This is a genomic window from Aeromonas sp. 1805, from assembly GCF_013085525.1.
Classification (GTDB): domain Bacteria; phylum Pseudomonadota; class Gammaproteobacteria; order Enterobacterales; family Aeromonadaceae; genus Aeromonas; species Aeromonas hydrophila.
Genome location: NZ_CP038515.1, coordinates 2,916,722 through 2,932,357, shown reverse-complemented (window position 1 = coordinate 2,932,357; position 15,636 = coordinate 2,916,722). Strand labels below are relative to the sequence as shown.

Annotated in this window: 11 protein-coding genes; 5 read left to right on the top strand and 6 right to left on the bottom strand. The window is 62.0% G+C overall.

The window, feature by feature from the left end; genetic code table 11:
* Positions 1 to 49: 49 nt before the first annotated feature.
* The 4 genes from E5E96_RS13820 to E5E96_RS13805 form a co-directional block, all read right to left on the bottom strand.
* Positions 50 to 2,455, bottom strand: a complete 2,406-nt coding sequence (locus E5E96_RS13820; protein WP_171282403.1) for a YgiQ family radical SAM protein — start codon at positions 2,453 to 2,455, stop codon at positions 50 to 52.
* A gap of 137 nt (positions 2,456 to 2,592) precedes the next feature.
* Positions 2,593 to 2,961, bottom strand: coding sequence for a hypothetical protein (locus E5E96_RS13815; protein WP_168756539.1), 369 nt, complete (start codon positions 2,959 to 2,961; stop codon positions 2,593 to 2,595).
* Positions 2,962 to 3,054: 93 nt separating this feature from the next.
* Positions 3,055 to 6,174 carry an efflux RND transporter permease subunit gene (locus tag E5E96_RS13810; protein WP_171282402.1) on the bottom strand — a complete coding sequence of 1,040 codons (3,120 nt, stop codon included), beginning with the start codon at positions 6,172 to 6,174 and terminating at the stop codon, positions 3,055 to 3,057.
* Complete coding sequence (locus tag E5E96_RS13805; RefSeq protein WP_253264638.1) at positions 6,174 to 7,223, bottom strand: efflux RND transporter periplasmic adaptor subunit; 1,050 nt, start codon at positions 7,221 to 7,223, stop codon at positions 6,174 to 6,176. Before E5E96_RS13805 ends, E5E96_RS13810 begins: the two co-directional genes overlap by 1 nt.
* A 208-nt stretch (positions 7,224 to 7,431) precedes the next feature.
* Here E5E96_RS13805 and E5E96_RS13800 point away from each other — a divergent pair, with 208 nt between their 5' ends.
* Together E5E96_RS13800 and E5E96_RS13795 are read left to right on the top strand one after the other, a co-directional pair.
* Positions 7,432 to 8,985 carry a diguanylate cyclase gene (locus E5E96_RS13800; RefSeq protein WP_171282400.1) on the top strand — a complete coding sequence of 518 codons (1,554 nt, stop codon included), beginning with the start codon at positions 7,432 to 7,434 and terminating at the stop codon, positions 8,983 to 8,985.
* A 33-nt stretch (positions 8,986 to 9,018) separates the two neighbouring features.
* Positions 9,019 to 9,885: a patatin-like phospholipase family protein gene (locus tag E5E96_RS13795; RefSeq protein ID WP_024944723.1), complete on the top strand. Its 867-nt coding sequence runs from the start codon at positions 9,019 to 9,021 to the stop codon at positions 9,883 to 9,885.
* Between the two features lie 86 nt (positions 9,886 to 9,971).
* Here the strand turns inward: E5E96_RS13795 and E5E96_RS13790 are convergent, their stop codons facing one another.
* Both E5E96_RS13790 and E5E96_RS13785 read right to left on the bottom strand, forming a co-directional pair.
* Positions 9,972 to 11,333, bottom strand: coding sequence for a sodium-dependent transporter (locus E5E96_RS13790; RefSeq protein ID WP_171282399.1), 1,362 nt, complete (start codon positions 11,331 to 11,333; stop codon positions 9,972 to 9,974).
* A gap of 205 nt (positions 11,334 to 11,538) precedes the next feature.
* The gene (locus tag E5E96_RS13785) at positions 11,539 to 11,805 is read right to left on the bottom strand and encodes a DNA-binding transcriptional regulator (protein WP_005298604.1); all 267 of its coding nucleotides are present in this window, start codon (positions 11,803 to 11,805) and stop codon (positions 11,539 to 11,541) included.
* A 258-nt stretch (positions 11,806 to 12,063) separates the two neighbouring features.
* On the opposite strand from E5E96_RS13785, the gene E5E96_RS13780 reads away from it, so the two are divergent.
* The 3 genes from E5E96_RS13780 (at position 12,064) to ompA (ending at position 15,436) form a co-directional block, all read left to right on the top strand.
* A complete protein-coding gene (locus E5E96_RS13780; protein ID WP_085734680.1) occupies positions 12,064 to 12,660 on the top strand; it encodes a hypothetical protein in 597 nt (198 codons plus the stop codon).
* 308 nt (positions 12,661 to 12,968) lie between these two features.
* Positions 12,969 to 14,003: an OmpA family protein gene (locus E5E96_RS13775; protein ID WP_011705194.1), complete on the top strand. Its 1,035-nt coding sequence runs from the start codon at positions 12,969 to 12,971 to the stop codon at positions 14,001 to 14,003.
* A gap of 431 nt (positions 14,004 to 14,434) precedes the next feature.
* The gene (gene ompA, locus E5E96_RS13770) at positions 14,435 to 15,436 is read left to right on the top strand and encodes a porin OmpA (protein WP_016349943.1); all 1,002 of its coding nucleotides are present in this window, start codon (positions 14,435 to 14,437) and stop codon (positions 15,434 to 15,436) included.
* The last annotated feature ends 200 nt before the right edge of the window (positions 15,437 to 15,636 follow it).

The window sequence follows — 15,636 nt, the reverse complement described above, 5'->3', positions numbered from 1 at the left end:
GACCATTCGGTCGCCTTTTTTATTTCTATCGCTTTCCAATCAGGAAATATCACCGAGCCGGTCGCTTGGCACCATTTCCTTTGGCCGCAGGCTTGCCGCCCTGAGTGGCGGGCTTGGCAGAACCGGCGCGGGTTGGCGCCTTGCCCTTATGGGCGGGTTTGCCGGCCGGTTTACCTTGCCCTGCCCCCTGCCCAGCACCCTGTGCAGCAGACTTGCCGTTGCCAGCCTCTTTCTGGAGCTGGGATCCCATCGGTTTGCCATTGCCGGCCTTGCCGCCATTTCTGCTGGCCGCTGGGGCATTGCCTGCACCGGCCTCGCTGCGGGCGCCCTTGTTGCCCGTCCCGTTGCTGCGCTGATGGGTGATGGCGCTGTGGCGGGTCAGGGCAGGTTTCAGGCCCTTGCTACGGCTGCGTTCGGCCTTGGCTTCGCCACGGCCTTCCGGCGGCACCAGGCAGTCGGGGCCGTTGCCAATCAGGTGACCCTTGCCCATCTCCAGCAGGGCTTCGCGGATCATCGGCCAGCCGGCCGGATCGTGATAGCGCAGCAGCGCCTTGTGCAGGCGACGACGACGCTCCCCTTTCACCACGAACACGTCCCCGCCCTGGCGGCTCACCTTGTTGAGCGGGTTTTTCTCGGTGTAATACATGGTGGTGGCGTTGGCGAGCGGCGACGGGTAGAAGTTCTGTACCTGATCGAGCTTGAAGCGGTTGGACTTGATCCAGAGCGCCATGTTCACCATGTCTTCATCCGTGGTGCCCGGGTGGGCGGAGATGAAGTAGGGGATCAGGTACTGCTGCTTGCCCGCCTCTTTGGAATACTTGTCGAACAGCTCCTTGAAGCTGTAGTAGCTGCCCATGCCCGGCTTCATCATCTTGGAGAGCGGGCCCTCCTCGGTGTGTTCCGGCGCGATCTTGAGGTAGCCGCCGACGTGGTACTTGGCCAGCTCCTTGATGTAGCGCGGATCTTCCACCGCGATGTCGTAACGCACGCCGGAGGCGATCAGGATCTTCTTGATACCCTTGAGGTCGCGCGCCTTGCGATAGAGGTTGATGGTCGGGCTGTGGTCGGTGTCCATGTGCGGGCAGATGGTCGGCCAGACGCAGGAGGCGCGCCGACAGGTCTGCTCGGCCTTGGGGCTCTTGCAGCGCAACTTGTACATGTTGGCGGTGGGGCCGCCCAGATCCGAGATGACGCCGGTAAAGCCCGGCACCTTGTCGCGGATCTCTTCGATTTCTTTCAGAATCGACTCTTCCGAGCGGCTCTGGATGATGCGCCCCTCGTGCTCTGTGATGGAGCAGAAGGAGCAGCCGCCGAAGCAGCCGCGCATGATGTTGACCGAGGTCTTGATCATGTCGTAGGCCGGGATCTTCTCGTTGCCATAGGCCGGGTGCGGTACCCGCTGGTACGGCAGGCCGAACACCCCGTCCATCTCGTCGGTTTCGAGCGGGAAGGCAGGCGGGTTGACCCAGATGATGCGATCACCATGAGCTTGGGAAAGTGCGCGGGCGCAGCCCGGGTTGGTCTCGTGGTGCAGGATGCGCGACGCATGGGCGTAGAGCACCTTGTCCTCTTTGACCCGCTCGAACGCCGGCAGCTTGACATAGGTCAGCTCCCAGGGTTTTTGCTTGGGCGGCTGCACCAGGATGGGCTTGGCCTCCTGCTCCACCGGCGCCGTCCCTTCGTCGTCCGCGCAGGGCGCCCCTTCCATATAGGGATTGGGAATGGGATCGATGCGGCCAATCTGGTCGAGCTTGCTCGAATCCACCCCGCGCCAACCCGGCAACGGCTCCTTGCGGATAACGGCAGTGCCGCGAATGTCCTGCATGGTGTCGATGGTCTCGCCGCCTGCGATGCGGTGAGCCACCTCGATCAGCGGCCGCTCGGCGTTGCCGTAGATGAGGATGTCGGCCTTGGCGTCGATCAGAATGGAGCGACGGATGGTCTCGGACCAGTAGTCGTAGTGGGCGATGCGGCGCAGGGATGCCTCGATGCCGCCGATGACCACCGGCACCTCTTTATAGGCCTCTTTGCAGCGCTGGGTATAGACCAGGGTGGCGCGGTCCGGCCGCTTGCCGCCCACGTCCCCCGGGGTGTAGGCGTCGTCGTGGCGCAGCTTCTTGTCGGCGGTGTAGCGGTTGATCATGGAGTCCATGTTGCCCGCGGTCACCCCGTAGAAGAGGTTCGGCTTGCCCAGGCGCATGAAGTCATCTTTCGATGACCAGTCCGGCTGGGCGATGATGCCGACCCGAAAGCCCTGGGATTCGAGCATGCGGCCAATGACCGCCATGCCGAAGCTCGGGTGATCCACGTAGGCGTCCCCGGTCACCAGCACGATGTCGCAGCTGTCCCAGCCAAGCTTGTCCATCTCCGCGCGGGACATGGGCAGGAAGGGCGCCGTGCCGTAGCACTCGGCCCAGTAACGGGGATAGGAGAAGAGGTTGGTAACCGGCTGCATTTTGACCACCTGGAACAATTCGGGTCGCGCATTATACCGGCAGAGCAAGGCGGGGGCGACGGCTTTTTGCCCCTACGATAGATACGGAAAAGGCGAGCCAGCGGGGCTCGCCTGAAAAGTGCGGGTTGATTGTCGGCTCAGGCCAGGACGCGGGCCAGCACGATGCGGTTGTAGTGGCGCTGCAGCAACTGATAGCCGCCCAGCAGGCACCAGACCAAGGCGGGCGCCAGGAAGACCGGGTGGGTGGCCAGGCGCAGCATCAGCAGGCCCAGCAGGATCAGCGCGAACGGCCGGCTCTCGTAGAGCCACAACGGCCAGCCCTGCTTTCGCAGCTGCAGCTTGTCGGGCCGGCGATAGGCGCCGCGTCGAAACCAGGCCAGCGAACCGGCCAGATAGAATGCCAACCCGGCCAGCAACAGCCCCGGCTGATCGGCAATCCCCAACAACAGCAAACCGCTGCCCATATAGGCAAAGGGCAGCGGTTCATAAATGGCTGATGGCAACATATGTTCACCTCAACGTTAAACTGGCTACATATTAACCTGCTCACCCGAGGATGCCATCAGCTTGCGTTGCTTTCACCTATATGGGTGTAGGCATCAGGCCGCCGGTTTGTCCTGCTGCGAGGCGGCCTCGCTGGCCGCCAGCGCCTCGTCCACCAGTTGATCCCGCGCCCCGGTCATGCCGGCCCGCTTGGCCAGCAGATGGTAGATGGCGGGCACCAACAGCAGGGTCACCAGAGTCGCGAGCGATAACCCAAAGAAGACCACTGTCCCCACCGACATCCGGCTTTCATACCCCGCCCCCATGGAGAGCATCAGCGGCACGGCCCCTATGATGGCGGTGAGCGAGGTCATCAGGATCGGGCGCAAGCGGCGCACCGAACCTGCGATGATCGCCTCGTCGAACCCCTCGCCGCGCTGGCGCAGCTGGTTGATGAACTCGACGATCAGGATGCCGTTCTTGGTCACCATGCCGATCAGCATGATCATGCCGATCTGGCTGTAGATGCTCATCTCCTGCCCCGTCAGCCAGAGGCCGAGCAGACCGCCGAAGATACCGAGCGGCACCGTCACCATCACCACCGCCGGGGTCAGCATGCTCTCGAACTGGGCCACCAGCACCAGATAGACCACCAGCAGGGCCAGACCGAACACCATCACCATCTCGCCCTGGTTGTCGCGATAGTCCTTGGACTCGCCGGCATAATCCACCGTCATGCCGCTTGGCAGGTTGGCGCTGGCCCAGCCGTCGAGGTAATCCAGCGCCTCGCCCAGGGTGTGACCCGGCGCCAGATCCGTGGTCAGGGTCACCGCCTTCTGGCGCTGATAGTGGTTGAGGCGCTGCGGGCTCGCCACCTGCTTGACGGTAGCCAGGGTCGAGAGGGTCACCATCTCGCCGTTGGCCGCCTTGAGGTAGATGCGGCTCAAGTCGGAGACGCCGTTGAAGTCGCGCTGGTTGGCGCGCAGGTAGACGTCGTACTCCTCCCCTCTGTCGACATAGGTGGTCTGGCTGATGCCGCCGAGCAGGGCCTGCAGGGAGCTCGCGACGGTGGAGACCGGGATGCCGAGCTGGTTGGCCCGATCCCGCTCTATGGTCACCTGCAGCTCCGGGGTCTTCTCGGCATAGTCGAGATCCGGCGTTTCCATCAGGCCACTCTGGGCTGCCGCCTCTTTCAGGGCCAGCCCTTGCTGATAGAGCTCGGCGTAATCGGAGCCCTGCAGCACGAACTGCACCGACGCGGTGGAGCCGCCGCGAAAGCCCGGCTGGAAGGTGCGGATCATCACGTCCGGAATGCCGGCCAGCCGCCCGCTCAGGGATTTGGCGAACTCGGTGGCGGTCTCATCCCGCTCGGCCCAGTCGGTGAGCTGGATGATCGCCATGCCGGTCTGATCGCCGCCGCGGCCGAAGGCCGGGGTGCTGAAGCTCATGGCCTGCACCACCCCCTTGCCGAGCAGCGGCATGATGGCCGCCTCCACCTGCTGCATGTTGCGCTTCATCCGCTCGATGCTGGTGCCCTCGGCCCCCTTGACGAACACGTAGAGCACGCCCCGATCCTCGGTCGGGGTCAGGCTGGTAGGCAACTGGGCAAACAGGGCGCCGATGCCGCCTAGGCAGAGCACCAGCACCAGCGGGGTCCAGCGCGAATGGTGCAGCATCCAGCCGAGCAGCCGGCGGTAGTGGGTCTCCACCCAGCCGAGGCCGCGATCGAGCGCCGCCGTCAGCCGGTTGGGCCGATCCACCGAGCGCATCAGCCAGGAGCCCATGGCCGGGGTCAGGGTGAGCGCGATCAGCGACGAGAAGAGCACCGCCAGCGACAGCAGGATGGCGAACTCGGTAAAGAGCCGGCCCACCATGCCATCCATGAAGGCGATGGGCACGAACACCATCACCAGCACGGCGGTGGTGGCGATCACCGCAAAGCCCACCTCGCGGGTGCCGTGCCACGCGGCCAGCAGGGGCGGCTCACCGCGCTGCAGATGGTGGTGAATGTTCTCCACCACCACGATGGCGTCATCTACCACCAGACCGATGGCGAGAATGAGCGCCAACAAGGTGATGAGGTTGATGGAAAAGCCCAGATACCAGGCCCCGATAAAGGCGGAGATAAGGGAGACCGGCACCGTGATGGCCGGAATGAGGGTGGTACGCCCCTGCCCCAGGAACAGGTAGAGCACGGCCACCACCAATACGGCGCAGATGGCGAGCGTTTCGTACACCTCGTCGATGGCCTGCTTGATGAAGATGGTGGAGTCGTAGTCGACCTCCAGCGTTGCCCCCTCCGGCAGGAAGCGCTGCATCTCGGCCATCTTCTTCTCGACCCCCTGCGCCACCGCCAGCGGGTTGGCGGTGGACTGGGCGACGATGCCGATCCCCAGGCTCTCACGGCCGTTGCGCTGGTAAGCGCTGTCTTCGTTCTTGGCGCCCACCTCCACATCGGCGATGTCGGCCAGATAGATGCTCTGGCCGTTGGTGGCGGTGCGCACCTGCAGCGCCTGGAAATCGGCGGCGGTGTGGTAGAGCCGGGCGATCTGCACCGCCATGGTCATGCTGTTGTTGCGGATCTCGCCGCCCGGCAGCTCGATGTTCTCGCGCTTGAGGGCGTCCTGCACATCCGCCACCGTGACGCCGCGCGCCGCCATGTCAGATGGCCGCAGCCGCACGTACATCACCTGGGTCAGATCGCCGGAGAGCGACACCTCGCTCACCCCGTCCACCAGGCTCAAGGGATCCACCAGTACCCGGTTGGCGTAGTCGGTCATGGCGGTGCGGTCCATCTGGGTGCTGCTGAAGTTGAGCCAGACCGCCACGTCGCCGTTGCCGTTGTCCTTGGTGACCAGGGGTTCATCCACCTCGTCCGGCAGCTTGGGACGGGCGCGGGAGATGGCGTCGCGCACATCGGAGATCCCCTCCACCATGTTCCAGCCGAGCTTGAACTCCACCGTGATGACAGAGCGCCCCTTGCGGGTCACCGAGTTGATGTTCTTGATGCCGCTGATGCCGGAGAGCTGATCCTCGATGGGCTTGGTGACCTGACTCTCCATGACGGCGGGGGCGGCCCCCTCGTACATGGTGGTGATGGAGACGGACGGCGTCTGCACGTCGGGCATCTCCCGTACCGTCAGCTTGGAAAACGCCACCAGACCGAACACGGTGAGCAGCGCGCTCAGCACCACCGCCACCAGCGGGCGGCGGACAGAGATATCGGAGAGCCACATCAGCCTTTGACCTCCGCCAGATCGTGCACGCTGACGCCGTCACGCAGGTTGACCAGCCCCTCGACCACGATGCGATCGCCCACCTTGAGCCCTTCGGTCACCCATACCTCTTCGCCATGGGTATCCCCCAGCACCACCGGCACCCGCTTGACCTTGCCATTGGGTTCGAGACGATAGACGAAGCGTTGCTCGCCGGCATACTCCACCGACTGGGCCGGGATCAGGGTCATCTTCTGTGGCGGCAATGAGAGTTCGACGTTGAGCAGCATGCCGGGGCGCAGCTGGCCATCTGGATTGGGGATGATCACCCGCGCCTTGATGTTCTGGGTATCGTTGGAAACGCGGCTGTCCAGCGTCTCCAGCACACCGCGAAAAGATTGGTCCGGCCAGGCCGAACTGGTCGCCGTCACTGCCATGCCGGGGCGCAGCAGCGAGAGGTAGCGCTCGGGCACCGCCAGATCGAGCCGCAGCTTGGCCAGCTCGTCCAGGTGGAGCAGGGTATCGCCGCTGTTGACCAGGGCCCCTTCGCTCAGATCGATGAGGCTGACCGAGCCGTCGAACGGCGCCAGCAGGGTGCGCAGGGAGAGCTCGTACTTGGCGGCATCGGCGCGGGCCTGAGCCTGGGCGACCGTGGCCTCCTGCCCCTCCAGCTCCGAGGTGGTGATGGCACCGCGCGGCACCAGCCGGCGCATGTCCCGCAGCTTGCGGCTCTCGTCGCGCACGCTGGCGCTCTGCTCGGCCAGTTCCGCCTGCTGCTTGCCGGCGTCGAGGGCGATCAGCACATCCCCCTGCTTGACCTGCTGGCCGGAGCGCACCGCGATCTTGACGATGCGGCCGGTCACCTCCGGGCTTATCACCACGGAGCGGTTGGCGGCCAGCTTGCTCACCAGCTTGATGGAGGGCTCGGCCAGGCTCTGGCTGACCGTCTGCGCCCTGATGTTGACCTGACGTGGCTGGGGTTTGCCGGCAGGGGCGGAGTGGCGGTAATACCAGCCGGCGGAAATCAGCAGAGAGAGGCAGGCAAGCACCAGCCATATACGCATTTTCATCAAGCAATCCATGAAATTAAGAGAAAAGAGGGCACTTCATCAATGATGGTCACCATGTTACCCCCTGACTATGCCGTGACTATGTATAAATGTGACAAAACGTAACAGAAACGGCGATATTTGATTGAAATAGCAGTAGCAGAAGACGGGCTTCACGATTGTGCCCTAAACTGATGCTCCGAACCTGTCCGGATCCCGCCTAACGCCTATGCCTGAACCCAGATCTCATTTTGTTAACTGTCGCCTGCAATGGCTGCTCTGCGCCTTCGTCGCCCTGCTGCTGGCCATCACTCTCAAGCTGACCCTGACCCAGGTCACCGACCATTATCAGAGCGACACCCTCAGCACTGCCTCCCGTCTGAAATCCCAGTTTCAGCAGATGGAAACCTTTCTCGAGGCAATGCGCGGTCAGGCAGAGGAGCGGCTGCGCAGCAACCCGCAATCCGCCCTCACCCAGCAGCTCTACGGCGCCCTGCGGGAGAATGGTGACCAGGGCTTTGCGCTGGATAAGGTGCCCGCCAATCTGCCCAAGGGGCTGAGCGGCAACCTGACCGGACTGGGGCCGCTGCCGGCCCCCGGCAGCCAGCGCGCCGCCAGGCTGCACCTGGCGCTGAGCCTCTCCCCCCTGCTCTCCACCGCCAGCAAGCTGCTGGGGGACAAGGTCGGCTGGCTCTACTTCACCGGGGTCGATGATTTCGTCTATCTCTACCCCTGGGTTCCCGCCAGCCAGTTTCACTTTCGGCGCAACATCTATCTCAAGTCCTACTGGCAGGATGCCCTGAAACAGAAGGAGAAGAGCCTGCACGCCACCGTCTCGCGCCCCTACGAGGACTTTGCCGGCGCGGGCCAGATGATCACCCTGTCACAGCCAATCGTGAAGGATCAGGTGCTGGTGGGCGTCATCAGCATCGACGTGCTGCTCTCCCGGCTGGAGCAGCTGCTGCGCGAATCCACCCCCGGCATAGGCACCCTGTTTCTGGTCAACCAGCATCAGCAGATCCTCGCCAGCAGCAATCAGGAGGTCGACTTCGTCCCAAAGCCGTCAACGGCTCGGGATGGCTACCGCTGGCAGCAGGGGGCGTTTCAGTTCCAGTACGCCATTCCTGACACCGAGCTCACCCTGCTCCACCGCATCCCCCTGTCCTCCCTGCTGTGGGCCCTGCTCTGCCAGTCCGCTCCGACCCTGATCGCCCTGTTTTTCATGGCCTGGGCCGTGCTTGCCAATCTCAAGTCCCGCCGCCTGAACCGGCAGCTGGACTATCTCTCTCGCCACGATGCCCTGACCGGCGCCTTCAACCGCCACTACTTCGACGAGTTTGAGCGCCGCCATCAGCAGCTCGGGGGCAGCGTCGGGGTGATCATGTTCGACTGCGATCACTTCAAGCAGGTCAACGACCGTTTTGGCCATGAGGTGGGCGATCAGGTGCTGATCCATCTGGTGCGCCTGTGCCAGCAGCACCTGCGGCGGGAAGACGCCCTGATCCGCTGGGGCGGCGAGGAGTTTCTGCTGCTGGCGGCCAAAGGGGGGGAACCACTCGACCAGCTGGCCGAGCAGCTGCGTCTGCGCATCGCCCGCCACCCTTGGCAGGAGCTGGCGCCGGCCCTGGCGGTGACCGTCAGCCTGGGTTACCACCACAGCACCACCGATACCCAGTTGCAGGAGGCCATTCGGCGGGCCGACGTGGCGCTCTATCAGGCCAAGGCCAACGGTCGCAATCGCAGCGAACGCTGGCAGGATGACGGCGCCGGCAACTGCGGGTAAGCTGGCTTTCTCACTCACTCCTGGAGAGACAAAGTGGCACGAAAACCCCGTGTGGGACTGGCTCTTGGCAGCGGCGCAGCCCGTGGATGGGCGCACATCGGCATCTTACGGGCGCTGGAGCGGCTCGGCGTCAAACCGGATCTGGTGGCAGGATGCTCCATCGGCAGCTTTGTCGGCGCCGCCTATGCCGCCGGTGAACTGGACAAGCTGGAGAGCTGGGTACGCGGCTTCAACCGCTTGCAGGTGGTCAGCCTGCTCGATCCGGCCCTCTCCGGCGGCCTGTTTCGCGGCGAGAAGGTGTTCGGCATCGCCGCCAACCACCTCGGCGATCCCGCCATCGAAACGCTGCCGCTGCCCTTTGCCTGCGTCGCCACCGAGCTCGACACCGGCCGCGAGATCTGGCTGCAGCAGGGGCCGCTGCGCCAGTGCGTGCGCGCCTCCTGCGGCATGCCCGGCATCCTGACCCCGACCCGGGTCGAGGATCGCTGGCTGGTGGACGGCGCCGTGGTCAACCCGGTGCCCATCTCGCTGGCCCGCGCCATGGGGGCCGAGGTGGTGATCGCCGTCAACCTCAACGCCGACATGCACCAGCCCTGGACCGACGAGCCGGATGAGCCGAGCGGCGGCAACCGCTTCAGCCAGTGGTTCAACCGGGGCGACAGCCCCAACACGCCGGGCATGTGGAGCGTGATGACCGGCTCCATCAACATCATGCAGGAGCGCATCACCCGCGCCCGGATGGCCGGTGACCCGCCCGAGATCCAGCTCTGCCCGCGCCTTGGCAGCTTCTCCATCATGGATTTCCACCGCGCCAGCGACGCCATCAACGAGGGCGAAGCCTGCGTCGAGCGCAACCTCGACCAGCTCAAGGATGAGCTCGGCCGCCTCGGTGTGCTCTAGCGCGGTTCACCGGATCGTCATCACCAACAAAAAGAGCGCCTTGTGGCGCTCTTTTGCTGTGGGAACTGTGGGCCCAACCCTGCTGGCTAGAACAGCCCCAACCCTTTGAGCATCACGATCAGGATCAACAGCGGCGACACGTAACGGATGATGAAGAACAGCGGCTTGAGGATCGCCAGCTCCAGCTCGCCGCCGTTGGTCAGCGCCTCCTTCATTCGCTCAAAGCCCCACACCCAGCCCACAAACAGGCAGAGGAAGATACCGCCAAGAGGCATCAATACGTTGGAGGAGACGAAATCGAACAGGTCGAAGAAGGTCTTGCCGGCGATATGAACGTCCGCCAGCGAGCTGTTGGAGAGCGCGCAGGTCGACCCCACCGCTCCCAGTACCAGCAGGTTGAGCAGGGTCGCCTTGGGGCGGCTCATGCCAAATCGTTCTGACACCACCGAGACCGGCACTTCCAGAATCGAGAGCATGGCGCCGGTGGCGGCGATGGCGGAGAGCACGAAGAACAGCACCATGAACAGGTGGCCAAACGGAATGCTGGCGAAGACCGCCGGAATGGTGATGAACAGCAGGGAGGGACCGGCGGTGGGCTCAAAACCGAAGGCGAATACCGCCGGGAAGATGGCGATGCCGGCCAGCATGGAGACGAACAGGTCGGCGCACATCACCCGGAAAGTGGTCAGCGGGATGTTCTGATCATTCCGAAAGTAGCTGCCATAGGTCATCATGCAACCCATGCCGATGGAGAGCTTGAAGAAGGCCAGCCCCATGGCGGTCAGCACCACCCCGGCCGTTATCTTGGAAAAATCCGGTGAGAACAGAAAATGCAGCCCCTGGCTCGCCCCCGGCAGGGTCAGACTGCGGATGCCGATAACGAGCAGCAGGATGAAGAGCACCGGCATCAGCTTCTTGGTTACCGCCTCGATCCCCTTGGAGACCCCCATCAGCAGGATGCCGCCCATCAGCGCCAGCACCAGCCACTGCCAGAGCAGGCTCTGCAGCGGGTCGCTGATCAGCGCCCCGAAGGCCGCCCCGGTCACCTTGGGATCGGTCGACAGGATGGAGCCGTCAACGGCCTTGAAGATGTAGGCAAAGACCCAGGCCGCTACTTCAGAATAGAAAGACATGATAAGGAAGGCGGCCAGCACCCCCATGGCCGCGATCAACCACCAGGGCTGCCCCTTGGGAGCCAGCTTGCTGAGGGTGGTGACGGCATCGGACTTGCCTTTGCGCCCCAGCATGATCTCGGAGATCATCACCGGCAGGCCAACCAGCAGCGTCGCGATGACATAGACCAGCAGGAAACCGGCGCCGCCGTTTTCGCCCGTCAGGTAGGGAAACTTCCAGATATTTCCCAGCCCGACGGCTGAGCCCAGGGTGGCGGCAAGGACGCCGAATTTGCTGGTAAAGCCATCTCTGGCCTTGGGGGTGATTTGACTCATGCTTGTCTCACTGTGCGCATCATGCGAGGGATACCGCTAATTTTAGCGGTCAGAATTTTCTGAGGATTAATCCGGCTTGCCAAGGTATTTTCGTGAAAAGCCTTGGTGAGAGCACAATTAGCCAAATTTAATTAATTTCGTGGGTTCTTTGATGGATAAAAAAATGCCGCCTCGATGGCGGCATTTTTGTCAAAGCTCAATCAAATCAAGCCTTGGCAATATCGTCCGGGCCGATCTGACCGATTTCGGCGACTTTTTTGTCAGCCAGCAGCCAGAGGGTGAACTTGTGCAGTTCCGGGTGATGAGCCAGTGCCACCAGGAAGGCGCCACCAACTTCACGATAACCCAGTTCGTAGTTCTTCAGGGTGGTCGGGGGAACGCCCAGCAGATCTGCAAACTTGGGACGGCTCAGGCCGACCGCTTCACGGATCTGACGGATCTTCTTGCCAACAGTTACGATATTTGAATTCATGTGTTCCATACTCCGTACGGCGGATTGACTCCACCTTTATTTTTCGCGACGACTCGTAGTCAAGTGTATCAGTTTTGAACGGACTCGTTATGGTCGAGCCTCTATCTTTAATCAGCGTCTTTCGACGACAACCCTTGCAAACATCGGGGATGGTAATCGCTCAACCGCCTCAGGTAAACAGTCTCGAAAAGAAACCTTTATTGTTGCCACAGGAATAACTCGTATAATTCGCCGGCTATCCCTTAAGAGTAAGAACTCATGGCGCTTCCCGGCATAATCTCCTGTTTACACCCTGTCACCACCCCCGCAGAACTCGCTCGTCAACTGCAGCAAGGCCAGCAGACTCGTGCCGAGGCCTTCTGGTTGCCCGCCGCGCTGCACGATCAGGCGGCAGCAGTTTTGGCTGCGCTCGATGACAAGAGCAGCCTGTTTCTTGAGCGGCCCGCAACCGGGCTGCCATTGCGCAGTCACGACGGCGTCATGCAGGAAGATGGAACCCTGCTGCTTGGCAATGGCCAGCAACTGGTGCTGGCCAAAGAGTCGGGCGATGGCGGCCTAGTCCCCGTCAACGGTCTGGCCGAGATGGCCGACTGGCTCGAAGCAGGCCACCTGCATTTTTGCTGTTCAGCTGCAGTACAGCCTGTGGCGCGGGCCATCCTCAACATCTGGCCGCTCGATCCCTACCTGGCCCGTCATTTTTTGTGCAGTTTTACACCCTTACTGTGCGAAGCAACCGAGGCCGATTACCTGGCCGTGTTCCAGGCGAGGGAATTTCCCGCCATGGCGCAATCTGACTGGGTTCAGGCCTATATGAAACTCGAGAAGAGACTGCACCGAGCCTATTTGGATCACTAATTAATTTGGATAAACAGCCAGTTATCCACACGACACAATTTGCCATATGGATTATGTGTGAGCTTGATCATGTTTTGAAATCGGCATAGAGTGCGCCACGTCATCGGAATGACATCAGCTGTTCGTGAAGGGTTGAAGGCATTGCTTACGCTGCCACCCGCTCGCTTGTGCACCAGGAATGTGTGCCTCCCGGATGGATCCGGGATCCCTGCCAGACTCAACGCTGTTGTTCGGCAGAGCCTGCAGCTTACATAAATTAAAAAGTGCGAAGCACGTGAACAACGTGCCATCTCAACGAGGATTTTTTTATGATGAAAATGGCTCCTTCCCTGATCGCCATCGCCATGGCTGCCATGGGTGCAACTGCAGCTCACGCCGCTGACGACATCTACTTCGGTGCCGGTGCCGGTGCTGCCCACTTCAACGGTCTGAACAAGATCGGTGGTGGCGGTTACGCTGGTACTGAAGACGCTGCTGCTGCCAACGCCTTCGTCGGTTACAACTTCACCGAAAACTTCGGTACCGAGTTCGGCTACCAGTACGCTGGCCGCGGCAACACCGACGGTCTGCGTTACGAGAACCAGGGTGCCACCCTGTCCGGTATCGCTCGTCTGCCGCTGGGCGGCGACTTCTCTGCCTTCGCTGAAGGCGGTGCCTACTGGGCTCACACCGACGGTCTGGGCACCAGCGACACCAAAGTATCCCCGCTGGCCGGCCTGGGCGTGACCTACAAGGTTAACGACGCGCTGGATCTGCAAGCTCGTTACCGCTACATGTGGGACGTGGCTGACCTGCACGCAGGCGATGCCCCGGACGACGTACGCTACAAGTCCAACCAGAGCGTTGCGACCCTGGAAGCCGTATACCACCCGTTCCGCACTTCCTACGTAGCCCCGGCTCCGGCCCCGGTTGTTGAAGAAGCGCCGGCCCCGGCTCCGCAGGTTGTCGAGAAGAACTTCGCCCTGAACTCCGACGTGCTGTTTGCCTTCGGCAAAGACAGCCTGAAGCCGGAAGGCGTTGCTGCCCTGAACGGTCTGTACCAGCAAATCGTTGAATTCCAGCCGAAAGATGGCAACGCTGTTGTCGTTGGTTACACCGACCGCATCGGTTCCGACGCTTACAACCAGAAGCTGTCCGAAGCTCGCGCTCGCACTGTTGCCAACTTCCTGGTCAGCAAAGGCATGGCCGCCAGCAAGGTTGCTGTTGAAGGTCGTGGCGAAGCCAACCCGGTCACCGGCACCAAGTGCAACGGCGTGAAAGCCAAAGCTCAGCTGATCTCCTGCCTGGCTCCGGACCGTCGCGTTGAAGTTCGCGTATCCGGTGTACAAGAAGTTCAGAAGTAATCTGACTCCGTTCAGATGATGCGAAAAGGGGATGCCACGGCATCCCCTTTTGTTTGCCTCCTCGCCGCCAACTGACCAAAAACACAGCAAGGCGCGTCACTTTCTGTCAAATCGTTTCCCTCCGCCAGTTTTCTAGCACCCCGTGCAGAGCCGCGCCAGCGCTGGATATCTGTACAGAAACTTGATCAACGCGAGTCAAAAGAATACAGTAACCCCGCTTGTAAGGCATTGGATGAACTATTAAAAGTGCTTCCGGCCCGGTTAGTTGTCCATGGAGCCAAGGCTTCGTGAGTATCCAGGAACCATCTCTTTTTTCATTCAGGCCAACCGTGGTTCACCATGGCGGTCGCAGCTGAATTGTCACTTGTGACCGGTATAACTGAAGAGTGCGCAGTACGCCCTAGCACGGCAAACTCAACGAGGATAAAACGATGAAAATGAAAATGGCACCCGCCCTGATTGCTCTGGCCATCGCGGCCATGGGGACTTCCACCGCTCAGGCTGCCAACGATTGGTACACAGGTATCGGTGCTGGTTGGGCTTATGGCCACGACCTGAACGACTTTGGCAAAGATGCCGACAAGGATGCCACCGCGCTCTCCCTGTTTGGCGGCTACAACTTCAACGATAACTTCGGCGCCGAGCTGGGTTATCTCTACGCCGGCAAGGGTGGCGTCGATGGCGTTGACTTCAAGACCCAGGGCGCAACCCTGTCCGGTCTGGCTCGTCTGCCGCTCGGCGACATCTTCTCCGTGTTTGCAGAAGGCGGCGCCTACTTCAACCACGTCAACGGCAACGGCAGCAGCGACAACGGTACCGCGCCGCTGGCCGGTCTGGGCGTGACCGCCAAGCTCTCTGACCTGATCGATCTGCAGGCCCGTTACCGCTACATGTGGAACCTGGGTGACGAGCAGAAGACCTGGGAAACCAACATGAGCGTGGCCACCCTGGAACTGGTGATGCACCCGAACCGCTCCACTTACGTGGCACCGGTAGCGGCCCCGGCTCCCGAGCCGGTTCCTGAGCCGGTCGTGGTCGACAAGAACTTCGCCCTGAGCTCAGACGTGCTGTTTGCCTTCGGCAAATCCACCCTGAAACCGGAAGGCGTTGCCGCTCTGAACACCCTGTATCAGCAGATCGTCGACGTACAGCCGAAAGATGGCAGCGCCGTGGTCGTTGGTTACACCGACCGTATCGGCTCCGACGCCTACAACCTGAAGCTGTCTGAAGCCCGTGCCCGTACCGTGGCCGACTTCCTGGTCGGCAAGGGTCTGCCCGCTGGCAAGGTAGCCATCGAAGGTCGTGGCGAAGCCAACCCGGTCACCGGCACCCAGTGCAACGGCATCAAGGCCAAGGCCCAGCTGATCGCCTGCCTGGCCCCGGATCGTCGCGTAGAAGTGCGCGTCACCGGCGTACAGCAAGTCACCCAGTAAGTCACCTTGGTGACCGAAAAGGAGGCCGTCAGGCCTCCTTTTTTATTGCCTGGCGCTCACCCTGAGCACCTCGACTGACCCGCAGATCCCCGCTCATTGCCAGCCTCGCTACCACCTAAGTGGTTAAAAACCCTGCATCGCCTATAAATAGTGGTGGTTGTACACAACAGGGCTTACGCCCTACTACACCAGACATCGAC

Bases quoted from the DNA above. Each gene is read 5' to 3' on its own strand.
- E5E96_RS13820 (WP_171282403.1), bottom strand. From the start codon at position 2,455: ATGCAGCCGGTTACCAACCTCTTCTCCTATCCCCGTTACTGGGCCGAG.
- E5E96_RS13815 (WP_168756539.1), bottom strand. From the start codon at position 2,961: ATGTTGCCATCAGCCATTTATGAACCGCTGCCCTTTGCCTATATGGGC.
- E5E96_RS13810 (WP_171282402.1), bottom strand. From the start codon at position 6,174: ATGTGGCTCTCCGATATCTCTGTCCGCCGCCCGCTGGTGGCGGTGGTG.
- E5E96_RS13805 (WP_253264638.1), bottom strand. From the start codon at position 7,223: ATGAAAATGCGTATATGGCTGGTGCTTGCCTGCCTCTCTCTGCTGATT.
- E5E96_RS13800 (WP_171282400.1), top strand. From the start codon at position 7,432: ATGCCTGAACCCAGATCTCATTTTGTTAACTGTCGCCTGCAATGGCTG.
- E5E96_RS13790 (WP_171282399.1), bottom strand. From the start codon at position 11,333: ATGAGTCAAATCACCCCCAAGGCCAGAGATGGCTTTACCAGCAAATTC.
- E5E96_RS13785 (WP_005298604.1), bottom strand. From the start codon at position 11,805: ATGAATTCAAATATCGTAACTGTTGGCAAGAAGATCCGTCAGATCCGT.
- E5E96_RS13780 (WP_085734680.1), top strand. From the start codon at position 12,064: ATGGCGCTTCCCGGCATAATCTCCTGTTTACACCCTGTCACCACCCCC.
- E5E96_RS13775 (WP_011705194.1), top strand. From the start codon at position 12,969: ATGATGAAAATGGCTCCTTCCCTGATCGCCATCGCCATGGCTGCCATG.
- ompA (WP_016349943.1), top strand. From the start codon at position 14,435: ATGAAAATGAAAATGGCACCCGCCCTGATTGCTCTGGCCATCGCGGCC.